Source organism: Carboxylicivirga agarovorans, assembly GCF_050589845.1.
Lineage (GTDB): Bacteria > Bacteroidota > Bacteroidia > Bacteroidales > Marinilabiliaceae > Carboxylicivirga > Carboxylicivirga agarovorans.
The window spans coordinates 36,182-50,845 of sequence record NZ_JBNGPA010000014.1 but is presented as its reverse complement, the minus strand read 5'-3'; the positions used below and the strand labels follow the sequence as shown (position 1 = coordinate 50,845).

Below are 14,664 nucleotides of genomic sequence, written 5' to 3'. Positions count from 1 at the left end.
TATGTCAACGCCCGATAGATTATTCAAGTTAAGAAGTCATATGGCCACACTTGGTGTGGATGCCTATATAATTCCAAGCTCAGATCCTCATTTAAGTGAATACCCGGCTGAACACTGGAAATTCAGAGAGTGGATCTCGGGTTTCTCCGGTTCTGCTGGCACCGTTATTATCACCAATGAATCAGCCGGGCTATGGACTGATTCACGCTATTTTTTGCAGGCAGAACAGCAACTTGAAGATTCGGGCATTGACTTGTTTAAAATGGGAGAGCAAGATGTTCCGGATTATAAAGAATGGTTAAGCGTTCATTTAAATGCAGGGTGTGTTGTTGGCATAAATGGTAAAACCATTACAATTAACGAATATCGCCAGTTAGCTAAACAACTAAAAAAAGTGGACATTCGTCTGGATGGAAAAGTATCGCTCGATGAAGATATTTGGGAAGGCAGACCTCCAATGCCGGAAGAAGGTATTTTTGAACTGGACTCTAAGTATTGTGGGCTCGATCGAACTGACAAAATCAAGCTCATTCGCAATAAGATGAAAGAAAAGGGGGCTACCCATTATATCATTGCCTCCCTGGATGAGATTGCTTGGGCTCTAAATTTCAGGGGTAAGGATATTCCTTACAATCCTTTATTTCATTCCTATTTAATCATAACTGAAAACCAGGTATACCTTTTTATTGATCCTCATAAACTAACATCGGCCATTGGTAAACAGCTGGCTATCGAAGATATTAAAGTTAACTTATACGATGATTTTTATGAGTTCCTGAAAGACATGCTCCCTGATAGCATCGTTCTTATTGATCCCGATAGAGCCAACAGCACTATATTGAGCAATTTGCCCTCACAATCTGCCAAGATTGAGCAATCAAGTATCATTACCAATCTAAAAGCTCAAAAAAACGAGGTAGAAGTTAAAAACTTCAGACAAGCAATGGTGAAAGATGGTGTTGCCATGGTTAAGTTTTTGCATTGGTTAGACAATTCTATAGGTAAAGAGTCAATAACTGAGTTTTCAGCAGCGCAAAAACTCAGCTCGTTCAGAGCTGAACAAAACAATTACCACGGTGATTCATTTAACACCATCAGTGGTTACGCGGGTAATGGTGCTATTGTACATTATGCTGTCCAGGAAGAAACAGCTGCAACTCTGGAACCTAAAGGCTTGTATTTGATCGATTCAGGCGGTCAGTATTCTGAAGGAACAACAGATATTACAAGAACCATTGCTTTAGGTCCGTTAAGCGACGAGGAAAAGACGGATTTCACACTGGTACTAAAAGGACACATTGGGCTTGATGCTGCCGTTTTTCCTGAAGGAACAAGGGGTGTCCACATTGATATTTTAGCGCGCCAGGCCATGTGGAAACATGGTATCAATTACGGTCATGGAACAGGTCATGGCATTGGTCACTTCCTATGTGTCCATGAAGGCCCACAGAGTATCAGGCCACAAGATAATGGTGTTGAAATTAAAGAAGGTATGATTTCTTCAAACGAACCAGGTATCTACAAATCAGGTAAGCATGGTATTCGAATTGAAAACCTCATATTAACCCGGAAAGATCAGGAAACAGTATTTGGTTCATTCCTTAAATTTGAAACCTTAACGCTTTGCCCTATAGACACCAGGGCTATAGACATCACGTTAATGGATCGAAGCGAAATAGATTGGCTAAACAAATATCATAAAAAAGTATTCGAAAAGCTTTCTCCGCTTTTACCAGATAGTGAGAAAAAGTGGCTTGAAAACAGTACAAAGGAAATATAAACCATGCTTAGCATTTGTATTCCTGTTTATAATGTTGATGTTTCAAAGCTGGTAATTGAACTTAACAAACAATTTCTCCATCAGAATTATGTTGGGGAAATTGTTGTATTAGATGATGGTTCAAATGAGCATTATCGAAGTATAAATGAAACGATCAAACAACTGGAGTATGTAAGGTATTATTTGCAGGAAAACAAAGGTCGCTCAATAACCCGCAATACGCTTGCCAGGTATGCCAGGTACAGTAAAATTGCTTTTATTGACGGTGATTGTTTAGTTGATGAAAACTACCTTCATAAATATTGCGCTCCCAATGTCATAAAGCTACCATTGGTAATTGGTGGTTTAAAATATGGAAGAAAGCCCAAGGACAAAAACCTTAGGCTAAGGTGGAATTACGGACGATTAAGAGAAGCCCGAATACAATACACTGCTGATTCATTGAGCTTTCTTTCAAGCAACTTCATGATTGATAAAACGCTCTTTGCAAGCATTCAGTTTGATGAACGAATCACGGAATATGGTCATGAAGATACATTGCTGGGCATCCAATTGCGCCTGCGTCAAATACCATTTGTACAGATTGATAATAAGGTAACTCATTGTGGACTAGAAACTGCTTCTATTTTTATTTCAAAAACCAGAGAGTCCATTTCAAACCTTTGGAAGATATACACTAAAATAAACCAAAATAACCTACAAAAACTACTAATAATCAAGATTTTAAAAAAGAAGCAAAACAAGGTTCTGATTAAAACTCTTAGTCTTTTATTTACATTTCTTAATCAACCTATTCAGTTTTATCTTAGTAAAATATATCCCTCAATTTATATCTTTGACCTGTATAAATTGTTGTACATATATAAACTCAAGCACCAACTACTTTTAAATAATAGTTTGTAATGAAGTATATTCTATTCATACTGATATTAGTAATAGCTACCCTCAATACAAAAGCACAGGGCCATAATATTACTGTTAATATAGATGGAGTTAAAGATTCCTCGCTGATTCTTGGCTACTATTTCAACAAGAAAATGTTGGTCAAAGACACAACATATATTCAAGCTGATGGCCAGTATACCTTTGCTGGTGAGAATAAACTTGAAGAAGGCTTGTATATTGTATATCTCAACGACCAAAGCTATTTTGACCTGTTAATTGGAGCTGATCAAAATTTCAATGTATCTACATCAAAAGCTGACCTGTTGAATCAAATGAAGATAAGTGGGGCCGATGAGAGTGCTGACTTCCTGGCTTACCAGAAATACCTGATTAGTAAGCAAAAGGAAGCTGTTCCAATTCAGGATCAACTTAAAAGTGCTACTGATCCGGCCACCAGAAAACAGTTTCAGGATAAAATCGGCATTCTTACTTCTGATGTTAAGGCAAAGTATGACGAGCTCATCAATAAGCATCCGGGAAGTTTCCTGAGTTTGTTTTTAAAGGCTACACAAGAGATTGAGGTACCAGCTATGACTGCTCCTCCGGGAAGTTCCAACCCTGACTCAACAGTTCAGCGCATGCGTTACGGCTATTACAAAGCGCATTATTTTGATAATTTTAAGATGAATGACCCGCGACTACTTCGTACACCCATATTTACCAACAAACTTGACACCTATTTCAATAATGTACTATTGCAGATTCCTGACACAATCATTAAAGAATCTCATCGTGTCATTGCTATGGCTAATGGTAATTATGAAATGGAGAAATACCTGATCCAGCACCTGTTTAACCGCGCCAATGAAAGTAAAATAATGGGCATGGACGCTGTTATGGTTAGCTTAGGTGAAACATATTATTTAAGTGGTCATGCTGATTGGGTAGATGAAGAGTTTATTAAGAACCTTCAGGAACGAGTTGACAAGATCAGCCCCAATATCATTGGAAATACAGCGCCCGACTTTAAAATGCAATCGTATACCGATGAATTTTATAAATTAAGCGAAATACGGGCCGATATTACAATCCTTGTATTTTGGGAGCCCGAATGCGGTCATTGCGAAAAAGAAATACCCAAACTAAACACAGAGGTTTGGCAGAAATACTCAAGTCAGAGCATTAAAATGGTAGCAGTTTATACCCAATGGGAAAAAGACTCATGGATAGAATTTATCCATAATAATGAACTGCACGACTGGATTCACCTTTATGATCCATACAACAGAAGTAATTTCAGAAATAACTATGACATCTACAGTACACCTGTAATTTACATATTGGACAAGGACAAGAAAATTTTGGCCAAACGAATTGGTGCTGAACAAATCCCTGGATTTCTTGACCATTATTTTAAACTAAAATAAAGATGACTAAAAATATTTTCATTGCTGCAGCAATCGTGTTTTCTTTCTTTTCATGTAAAAATGAAGAAAAGGTAATACCAGCACCAGAGATATACCTGCAAATACCAGAAGGCGGTTTTAACTTTGACACAGATAGTGCAGAAATCATAGAACCCAAAATCACCTATGATATTAATTCAGTATATGCCTGGTATGAGAATAATACACTGTTTCATGATGAAAAGGATTACACCTTTGAAAACAGGCCTCTTGGCACCTATGAATTCATGTTTACGGTATTAACCGATTCCGGTGATGACACCATGAACATTAAGGTCCATTCGCTTGATATTAACTCATTTGAAGAGTTCGATAATTTTAACGACAACGACTATTTTAATTCTCCAACAGAGGGGTATCATCAATTTAAATACATTCAATACCCATGTATATTTGATGAAGCAGCACCTGATGATTGGAGTGGATTTGCTATTAGTAAAAATGCGAGCACAAGTGACTCCAGTACGAAAGGAGAATTTAGTGTATATGGAAAGAGTGCCGCCGATGACTCTGATAATTTTACCATTTTCAAACAAGTTGAAAATATATCAAACACTATTAGCTTTGAGGATGGACAGTCGCATATCGTAAAAAGCATTGCTGTAAACAACTGTGTAAGAAGTTATATCTACATGCAAAATGGGTTTAACAAAAAGGAAGGTCAAGACTATTTTCAGTTAAACATATATGGATTAGATGAAGCAGGCACTGTTTTATCCGGTCCCAAAGAAGTGCTTTTAGCAGACTACCGACCGGAAGTAACAGCTGAAAAATACATTCTTGGGGAATGGCTTACTGTTGATCTAAAAGAACTGGGCTCCATTCGTCAGCTTGGATTTAAATTAAGCTCCTCACGCGATGATGATGCAGCGTTTGAACTACCAATGTACTTTTGCTTAGACAATCTATATATTATAGAATAGTTACCTGTTAATAACTACTCTCTTCACAAGCGATTCGTTTTTGGCAGAAAAGCGAACAAGATACAGTCCGGGTGGAAGGTTTCTTACAGAAAAGGAACCTTCTGTAATCCCTGTCAAATTGACCTGTTGCAACATGGAGCCATTAACACTGAACACTTCAGCTCTTTCTAAAAAAGTAAGATTGGTTTTAAAGCTTATTTCGCCGGTTTTAATAGGGTTATTAACTATATTCACATAGCTCTCTGGGATTGAAGTCGGTACATTCCCAATACCAACATACACAGCATCTGAAGCCAGCACATCAATCCAGTAAGCACCTTTATTGCCTGACGAGTGTACATCATTAAACTCAACCCATTCACCACTTGCCTGCTTAATAAATGCCCTGTTATCTCCGTCCTCTAAAGAAATATCACTCATATAAATACTAAAAGTATCTACACTGGCTGCATAGTTAAGTTCAACACCTGCAAAAAAGGCATTTTTCACTTCTAGTGGTTCAGATAGGGTGATCAGCGTTTCCTTATTCTTAGAGAATGTACTGATTGGTATATCATTTTCACTCCACAAAACCTCCCCTGGCAAGCCATTATCATTATCCCATATTTTAACAGTGATTGTCTGAGCAGAATAATCAGCTTTACTTGGTATAATATACACACCACTGATTTTAGCACTCTCAATATCATAGTAGGAACTGGCATAGCTAAGATCTTTTCTGTCGTTATGTCCAGACCAACTTCCGGTGAAATCGTTGTCGTATAAAACACCTGCCTTTTTTTCTTCATTTAAGTGAGATAATCGGGTATATTCTGACAACTCACGTCCTTCCAGTTTATTTAGACCTGCATCATCAGGTGACAACCATGAGTATAAGCTTTTTTCGGGTTCGTTATTGTTAGCCCAAGCCTGGTTAAAGCGAACATAGTAGTCATCTACCGGGTTTCCGCAATAGGCCGATCCTCCTGATAGATTCCCGATTAACAATTGATCTTCTGTAAACAATCCCGAACCGGAAGAACCACCTTCAGTCACTCCCCTATCCCACTGGGCAATATGCCAGTGTACATTTTCCAGGAAAGGAACCCCTCCGTAGGATTTATTATTAAAAGTCGCATCAACAGGTGCAGCTGTTGAGACTGCAATTTTTTTAACATCGCCCCATGGATGATGCACTGAAAAAACAGGATTTGGAATAGTAACATCCCTGGTCCAGCCAGCCAGGTAAGGTCGGTAGCTTTCTTTCGGAGCCTCACTCATTTGCAATAAAGCAAAATCCATATTCTCCACGTATGCCAATAACTGAGCTCCAGAAACCGTTTGAGCATCAGTGCCATTGACAACAGGATCACAACTATGCGATTCGTAATTAAAGAAGAAGATGATTGTTTGCGCTGTATAATCGAATAATGTACCTCTGTCATTGGTAGCGCAATGCCCGGCCGTTAAAAACATAGGATTACCAGTCTGATCCGTACTATTAACCATGGTTCCGGAGCATAAATATTTTCCGTCACTTATTATCTTACATACCGCTCTTCTAATTTCATCGGAACAAATACTCTCACATGAAGCATCAATATTACAGTTACCGGAATCTCCAAAATCACTCTGTCGTTTTAAATAATTATGAACACCTAAGAAATCATGATTAACTTCGCTAAGGACAATCTCATGCTCATGATCGATCGATAGCCTGGTTTGTAATTCAAGAATGATCTCATCTCCTGCAACTGGCGCAATAGCGAATATTTTAGAGGCCTTATTGTTTTCTTTGGTAAAAGCTCCCAATACATGTGTCCTTTGAGGATTATACACAAACAGCTTATCTCCATCATTTAAATAAAATTGATCAAAAATAAGATTGAGGCTTTTTGCCCCATCTGACTTGAGGGCCAGACGCCATATATTATAGCCATTTACATCGGCTTCCCATGTACCGCTGTTTTGAGGAGTGAAGTGAGTATATATCGGATCGGCAAAACGAAGTGGCTGATTTGCACTTTTACCTGACGTTACCATCTGAGATGCCATAGCAGGACGCGCTACATGAAGATGAACTGCATCAACAGTCATAGATTCAGGCATTGGCTGGCCTCCCTTTGAAACCTGCCCGTATACAACAACACCGATTGCTAAAAATATAATTGTGACAATTTGTTTAACCATATCTCAGAATACTTAATACTAACAATTTTGTTTCACTTTTTGCTCAATGCAAGCCCTAAGCACTTCTTTTTCGCCTTAGCATCAACACCTTTCCTCTATCCACCGCACGCAAAAAAGAAATATATCTTTTCATTCTTCCTACCCTTCCAAAACTATTTAGTACCAAAGCCCATGCCATAAATAAACTGGTAACAACTATTGAAAGCAAAAGGATCCCAAGTTCAAAATCATTAATCCTAAACTCTTTGGGAATAGCGAAGAAAAGTAAGATCGATATTAATCCTCGCGGCGCAATAAAAACCTGTGTGAAGAAATTCTGTTTAAACAATAACTTAAATACGAAAAAGCGAAACGAAAAAAGACCGAAAATAAAATAGAGTGTCAATAATAATATATCAGGAACAAATACTCCGGCTAGGGTTATTGACATACCAAGCACAAAGAAAAAGAAAGTACGAACAACAAACGAACTTTCGCGGGTAATCAGTTTAAAATCAACCAGCACCCTTTTAACACGGTTTTCCTTTAAGTACTTCCTTAGGAAACCACTAAAAAATAACATACGGTTTTCCAGTACCAATCCAAAAACCAGGATCATCAATAACGATGAAAGGTGAAAAAGTTTTCCAATCGAGTAGAATAAAACAAGCACTGCAAAAAACAGGAAGAGTTTGACATCGGACTTAATACGCTGGAATGCAATAATCATCGCATATGATAAGGCTACACTCAACAGCAAGGTACCTGCTATATTGGAGATAACATTTAATCCAACCATTGTAGCTCCATCAGTATCCAGGTTTTCAACTAATAGATAGAAGAACATAATACCCAAAATATCAGAAATAGTGGATTCATAGATTAGAAATTCACGCTTTGATTTCTCCAGTCCATGAACACTAGGAATGACTATTGCGCTACTTGTAATAGATAAGGGAATGGCATAAATAACTGAAGTTAAAAAATCCAGATTCCCAATAAAATACTGTATTCCCAATGCTAAAAAAAAGGTATTAAAAAACAAGGATAAGCCTGCTATAAGACTTGATTGCCAAATTAAGCGCAACTTATCTTTTCTTAACTCAAGATCAAGGGCTGCCTCCAAAACGATTAAAATCAGGCCAACAATACCAAGTACCTCCAATGGTAAAAACCATTCCTCCTCATTGAACTGTATGCCAAAAAACTCTTTGGCTGCATAGCCAGTCACAATCAACAGTATAACACTGGGAACATTCGTTTTCTGTGCCAGAATATTATACAAATAAGAGACGATGATAATAACCGCCGCACCAATTACTAAATAATACGCGCTAATTCCTTCCATAGATTATTAAGCTGGGATGTCAAGATAGAAAAAATCCCGCTCATAAAGAGCGGGATTTATATATTAGATCATTTGGTCTATTTATTCGTAGGTCTTACACTGAACCTCACCGTTCAAAACAGCCAATCCATTTTCAGCTAAAGCCCACATTTCGTCTTCGCCCGGATAAACTTTAACAGGAGCGATCCAGCCTACCATATCTTTAAGATATTCAATCACAATTTTATCGTAAGCAATACCTCCTGTAATAATAATACCATCAACTTTACCCTTTAAAACAGCAGCACAGCCTCCAATTGTTTTACCAATCTGGTATGACATAGCTGAGTGAATTAATTTAAAGTGCTCATCTCCTTCGGCAGCTTTTTTCTCTACTTCATGAGCCTGGTTAGTTCCCAGGTGAGCAACTAATCCACCTTTACCATTAACAATCTTACGCATTTCTTCGTAAGAATATTTACCACTGTAACAAGCGTCGATTAATGCACCTGTTGGTAAAGTTCCTGCACGCTCAGGTGAGAAAGGACCATATCCATCTAACGCATTGTTTACATCAACCACCTTACCATTAAGGTGAGCTCCAACAGAGATACCTCCACCAAGGTGGGCTACAATGACATTAATATCTTCGTATTTCTTTTCAATTTCTTTGGCAAAACGCTTGGCAACTGCCTTTTGGTTCAGTGCATGGAAAATTGAACGACGTGGCATCTCAGGGTGACCTGTTACACGTGCAACATCTTGTAATTCATCAACAACTACCGGGTCTGCAATAAAAGCACGAGCTTCGTCAATGTTCTTAGCCATATCATCAGCTATTAAACCTCCGAGGTTACTGGCATGCTGACCTAAAACACCTTTTCTCAAATCGGCTTTTAACACTTCATTTACCTCGTAAACACCTGATGCGATAGGCTTAACCATACCACCACGACCAACGATAGCGTCAAAATCATCTATTTCAATATCAGCTTCTAAAAGCTCTTTGATAATTGTTTCTTTTCTAAACTCAAACTGAGAAGCAATATTCTCAAACTGTCCAATCTCTTCTGATGAATGTCTAAGTGTTTTCAGAAAAACAGACTCTTCTCCACGATAAACGGCAATTTTTGTTGATGTTGATCCTGGATTAATAACAAGGATTTTCTTCTTATCCATGGTTTGTTCTTAATTAATTGGGATTTTTCACAAATTATATTCTCATTCAGCCCCGGGGGCGTTGCACATAGCAATAATTGTCAAATAATTCTTTATCTATAAACAATTTAACCCATTGCGGCTAATAAAATACTATTGTATTTTGATTCTTCTGAATCACTACGTGATGTTAAAACAATTGGTGCTGAAGCTCCTAAAATAACTGAAGCCACTTTAGCCTTCGCAAAGAAAACAAGGGTTTTGTATAACACGTTACCCACTTCAATATCGGGCATCAGCAAAAGGTCTGTATCTCCTGCAACCTCACTCTTAATACCTTTATGCTTAGCACTTTCAAAGCTAACAGCATTATCAAACGCCAGGGGTCCGTCAATAATACAGTTTTTTATCTGGTCGCGCTGGTTCATCTTCGATAATAAAGCTGCATCAAGAGTTGCCTCCATACTTTCATTTACCATCTCAATTGCACCAAGTACTGCCACTTTAGGTTTAGCAATACCCATCTTATTCATATAACCAACTGAGTTATTCACAATGCCGATTTTGTCCTTTAAATTAGGAGCAATATTCATGGCAACATCGGTAACGCCAATCAGTTTATGGTATGTATCAACCTCAAACAAAGCAAAGTGTGATAATAAGCTTCCGGTTCTCAGTCCCCATTCTTTGTTTAGCACTCCTTTTAATAATGTTGGAGTAGCTACTTTTCCTTTCATAAGGATATCAGCCTTATTATCGTGCACCATACGCACAGCTAATTCAACCGACTTTACATCATCTGGTTCATGAATAAATGTAGCTCCGGTAAAATCGAATCCTTTCTCCTCAATGATACGCTCTGTATCAGGGCGGGAACCGATTAAAATGGGATCAATAATACCATTTTTAAAAGCTGTGTAAACAGCCTCTAATGAGTGTGAGTCTTGCGAAACAGCAAGAGCTAGCTTCTTCTTAACCTTATTTTTTTCAATAAGTTTTTGAAGATCAGATAAGGATTTAAACATTTTATATTGAATCTAAAGATTTAGTCAGCTTGTTAAAATCCGTTCGGATTTTTTGCTTTCAACTGAAAGCACTGATTTTATCACTACATAAAACCAGTGCATTCTGTGAACTTATTCGCTGCTAATTAGCGGTTAGCTAATTCTTCAACGATTTCTTTGGTATCCTGGGCAATAACCAACTCTTCATTAGTTGGTACAACCATTACTTTCACATCGTTGCCTTCAGGACTAATTACCATCTCTTCTCCACGCAAGCCTTTGTTAATAGCAGGGTCAACCTCAACACCCATAAACTCAAGCCCTTTACATACACCGGCACGTGTTCCGTCGCCATTTTCACCAATACCTCCGGTAAATACAACAATATCAACACCACCCATTGCAGCTGCATATGAACCAATGTATTTTTTGATTCGGTAGTCGTAAATTTCAAGACCTAAAACTGCTCCGTCGTGTCCTTCTGCTGCTGCACTTTCAATTTCGCGCATATCTGATGAAATACCTGTCAAACCAAGCATTCCACTGTGCTTATTGAACAATACACTTGCTGATCGGGTTCCTATTAACTCTTTATCCATAATGTATGTTACCGCACCTAAGTCAAGATCTCCGGCACGTGTACCCATTACTAATCCTTCAAGTGGTGTGAAACCCATTGAAGTATCAACAGATTCACCATTTTTAATGGCACAAATAGAAGCTCCGTTTCCTAAGTGACAAGAAATGATCTTCTGAGTTTTATAATCAACACCCAGTATCTCACAAGCTCGCTTTGAAACATAGCGATGACTTGTTCCGTGGAATCCATATCGACGAATACCATATTTTTTGTACAATGACTGAGGAATAGCATACATATATGCTTCCTTTGGCATTGTTTGGTGGAACGCTGTATCAAACACACCACACTGTGGTACACTTGGCAATAATTGAGTAATTGCCTCAATACCTTTTAAGTTTGGTGGGTTGTGCAGAGGGGCAAGATCAATACACTCCTCCATTTTACGTACTACATCATTGGTAATAAATACACTTGAATTAAATTCCTCACCACCATGAACAACGCGATGACCAACTGCATCAATTTCTTCCAATGATTCGATACATCCATGACGCTCGCTAACCAATACGCCCAAAATATAGTCGATACCTGTTTGGTGATCAAGAATCTCACCTTCAAGCAGTACCTTTTCGTTACCTTCTTTCTGGTGCTTCAGGAAAGAACCTTTCAGACCGATTTTTTCCACTACACCTGCTGCCAACACACCCCAGTCATTATTGACCATGTTGAACAGTTGATATTTAATTGATGAACTTCCGCAGTTCAATACTAAAATTTTCATTTTAAATTTCTTTTTGATGATGCTTACATCACCTGGTTCGTTAATGCTTCAAATCTTGATTAGGCTTTTTTGCCAAGAATAGTATCATCATCTAAGATGTTTCCATCCTGATCATAGCGATAGAAACCAACACCAACATGACTACCTAATCGTTTTGCCCTAACTAAACGGCGAATCAATGGAGATGGAGCAAATTTTTGATTTCCAAACTCTTCATGAAGATTCTCCATCCAACGAACCACTTTATCTAAACCAATAACATCAGCAGCTTTGAAAGGACCAAGGCGCATACCTAATCCTATTTCCATTGTTTTGTCAATGTTACGCATAGTGGCAACACCTTCCATTAATGTAGCACAAGCTTCATTTAAAAGGGTTACATACAAACGAACACTTACAATACCTGCCGATTCCTCAACCGGAATAACATCGCGATTAATTAATTTAACGAACGTACATACACGCTCATATACCTCATCTGATGTATAAAGACCTTTAACAACCTCAATAATTCGAGCTTCAGGTGAAGTAACGAAAAAGTGCAGGCTTGCACAACGCTCACGGAACTGTAATTCTGAAGCCAACTCTGTTACAACAATTGTTGTTGCATTGGTTGCAATAATTGCGTCACGACTAACTACCTCCTCTACTTTTCTAAAAACTTCTTTACGCGCGTCAATGCTACGTAAGCCTGTTTTCTCATCAGCCCTGATGGCTTCAATGACAAAGTCACAATCAGCTAAATCATTAAAGCTCGTTGAGCCTTTAATACGACTCATGATAGCACGTTTTTCACTACCGGTCAATCCCCAGTTTTCAATTCTGCTATCTAATTCTTTTCCTATGTTTTCAATCGCTTGTGAGATTTTCTCCTCGTTAAGCTCAATGAAAACAACTTCCATTCCATGCCAGCTGGCGATGCGGGCAATATTCTGCCCTTCTTTTCCACATCCTACAACACCAACTTTAGAAAACAATGTTTTCCCTTTTTTCTTTTGACCTAATGAGTACTGCTCAATAGGTTCTACAAGAATTTCAGCCATTTAATCTGTTTTTATTCCTAATGGTTTTTATACTTAAGTATCTGCACTCAAAACAAAAAGCCGGCATACACCGGCTTAGTTTATTACATATTACCTGCTGCCTGATTTGCAGTAATAGCAACCAGGTTAACAATATCGCTTACCGAACAGCCTCGTGACAAGTCATTGATCGGCGCAGCCATTCCCTGTAATACAGGACCAATAGCTTCGGCCTTCGCCATGCGCTGAACTAACTTATATGCAATATTTCCTGTCTCCAATGTTGGGAATACTAATACATTGGCGTGCCCTGCAATTTCTGAACCTGGCGCTTTTTTCTGACCAATTTCAGGAATAATAGCAGCATCGGATTGAATTTCACCTTCAATTTTTAAATCTGGTGCCATTTCTTTCGCCAGCTTGGTTGCGTTTGCAACCTTATCAACCATTTCGTGCTTAGCTGATCCCTTGGTAGAAAAGCTTAACATGGCAATCTTAGGTTCAAAACCTGCAATGGCGCGAGTTGTGCGACCAGTTGCCACAGCTATTTCAGCTAACTCTTCGGCTGTTGGATTTGGATGAACTGCACAATCAGCAAATACCATCATTCCATCTTCACCAAAGTGCTTATCTTTTAAAATCATGATAAATGCACCAGAAACAACACTAATACCAGGAGCTGTTTTTACATACTGAAATGCAGGACGCAATACATCACCTGTTGCGTTATCTGCACCAGCGACTTCTCCATCAGCATCACCAGCTTTAATCATCATAACAGCTAAAAACAATGGATTCTTAATCAACTTAAGTGCTTCTTCCTTGGTAAGCCCTTTGTTTTTTCTGATTTCAACCATCATGTCAGCATACGCATCCATTTTCTCATGGCTTTCCGGGTCAACAACTGTTGCTTTACTAATATTATCTAAACCAAAGTTAGCTGCTTCTTCTTTCACTTTATCAGGATTACCGATAAGGATAACTTCTGCAAAACCTTCAGTTAAAATAGTGTTAGCCGCACGAAGCGTACGTTCTTCTAAACCTTCAGGCAAAACGATACGTTTTTTGTTTTCGCTTGCCCTCTGCTTAAGTTGTTCAATAAATTCCATTTTTGTCTCTAAAAGTTATAATTAACAATTTGCTGCAAATCTACGGTGAAATTCGCATTATTTACATGTCTTTTATCATTTATTTAAGATGTTTAAAAACAGAAAACAGCGACCAAACTTCATTGTCTTTTCCGTTGCTTTCAATTTATTATTCAACACCCCTTTTATATGCTATATTTCAATATAATCAGCCCATTTTATACTATCACAACCTAACCTTACTTACAAATAGTAAGCAATCACGACCTATTCCATTCGTTCTTAACTTAAGAAGGAAATAATCATACGACATTGCAAACATGTCTCAGAACAATTATACTTTGATTATTCATGGCTTAATACACTTCTGTAAAATCAACGAACTTTTAAAAGTCACTTCGAAAACGATCATTAATATTCATATTAAATGACGAACTTTTAATTTTTTCACTTGATTTGGACTCATTAGCTAAACCATTTCTTGAAGGAGACTACAAAG

The 14,664-nt window shown here is 38.0% G+C and carries 11 protein-coding genes and 1 pseudogene; 4 read left to right on the top strand and 8 right to left on the bottom strand.

The genetic code is table 11. The annotated features are described in order from the left end of the window. Window position 1 precedes the first annotated feature (1 nt). Genes ACRD69_RS14820 through ACRD69_RS14805 form a run of 4 tightly spaced genes read left to right on the top strand, consistent with a single transcriptional unit; the run spans window position 2 to window position 5,054 of the window. Window positions 2-1,780 (top strand): aminopeptidase P family protein, encoded by a 1,779-nt coding sequence (locus ACRD69_RS14820; protein ID WP_430815883.1) that lies wholly within the window; start codon window positions 2-4, stop codon window positions 1,778-1,780. A gap of 3 nt (window positions 1,781-1,783) precedes the next feature. Beyond that, a complete protein-coding gene (locus ACRD69_RS14815) occupies window positions 1,784-2,683 on the top strand; it encodes a glycosyltransferase family 2 protein (protein WP_430815882.1) in 900 nt (299 codons plus the stop codon). After that, entirely contained in the window at window positions 2,683-4,092 is a 1,410-nt protein-coding gene (locus ACRD69_RS14810; protein ID WP_430815881.1) for a redoxin domain-containing protein, read from the top strand. The genes ACRD69_RS14815 and ACRD69_RS14810 overlap by 1 nt, the downstream gene beginning before the upstream one ends. Before the next feature lie 2 nt (window positions 4,093-4,094). Further along, window positions 4,095-5,054, top strand: coding sequence for a DUF4465 domain-containing protein (locus ACRD69_RS14805; protein ID WP_430815880.1), 960 nt, complete (start codon window positions 4,095-4,097; stop codon window positions 5,052-5,054). On the opposite strand, the gene ACRD69_RS14800 is transcribed toward ACRD69_RS14805, so the two are convergent. The 8 genes and pseudogenes from ACRD69_RS14800 to pta all read right to left on the bottom strand — a co-directional run bounded on the left by ACRD69_RS14800 (window position 5,055) and on the right by pta (window position 14,186). Further along, complete coding sequence (locus ACRD69_RS14800) at window positions 5,055-7,223, bottom strand: T9SS type A sorting domain-containing protein (RefSeq protein ID WP_430815879.1); 2,169 nt, start codon at window positions 7,221-7,223, stop codon at window positions 5,055-5,057. A gap of 55 nt (window positions 7,224-7,278) precedes the next feature. Then, entirely contained in the window at window positions 7,279-8,550 is a 1,272-nt protein-coding gene (locus ACRD69_RS14795) for a cation:proton antiporter domain-containing protein (protein ID WP_430815878.1), read from the bottom strand. 81 nt (window positions 8,551-8,631) lie between these two features. Next, window positions 8,632-9,708: a butyrate kinase gene (gene buk, locus ACRD69_RS14790; RefSeq protein ID WP_430815877.1), complete on the bottom strand. Its 1,077-nt coding sequence runs from the start codon at window positions 9,706-9,708 to the stop codon at window positions 8,632-8,634. Window positions 9,709-9,815: 107 nt separating this feature from the next. After that, on the bottom strand, window positions 9,816-10,712 hold the full coding sequence (locus ACRD69_RS14785) for a bifunctional enoyl-CoA hydratase/phosphate acetyltransferase (protein ID WP_430815876.1): 897 nt from the start codon (window positions 10,710-10,712) through the stop codon (window positions 9,816-9,818). Window positions 10,713-10,837: 125 nt separating this feature from the next. Beyond that, window positions 10,838-12,055 (bottom strand): acetate kinase, encoded by a 1,218-nt coding sequence (locus tag ACRD69_RS14780; protein WP_430815875.1) that lies wholly within the window; start codon window positions 12,053-12,055, stop codon window positions 10,838-10,840. 59 nt (window positions 12,056-12,114) lie between these two features. Next, the gene (locus ACRD69_RS14775; protein ID WP_430815927.1) at window positions 12,115-12,456 is read right to left on the bottom strand and encodes a 3-hydroxyacyl-CoA dehydrogenase family protein; all 342 of its coding nucleotides are present in this window, start codon (window positions 12,454-12,456) and stop codon (window positions 12,115-12,117) included. A gap of 21 nt (window positions 12,457-12,477) precedes the next feature. Then, window positions 12,478-13,098: pseudogene (locus ACRD69_RS14770) on the bottom strand (3-hydroxyacyl-CoA dehydrogenase family protein); the annotation flags it as partial. Window positions 13,099-13,181: 83 nt separating this feature from the next. Then, window positions 13,182-14,186 (bottom strand): phosphate acetyltransferase, encoded by a 1,005-nt coding sequence (gene pta / locus ACRD69_RS14765; RefSeq protein ID WP_430815874.1) that lies wholly within the window; start codon window positions 14,184-14,186, stop codon window positions 13,182-13,184. Window positions 14,187-14,664: the final 478 nt, after the last annotated feature.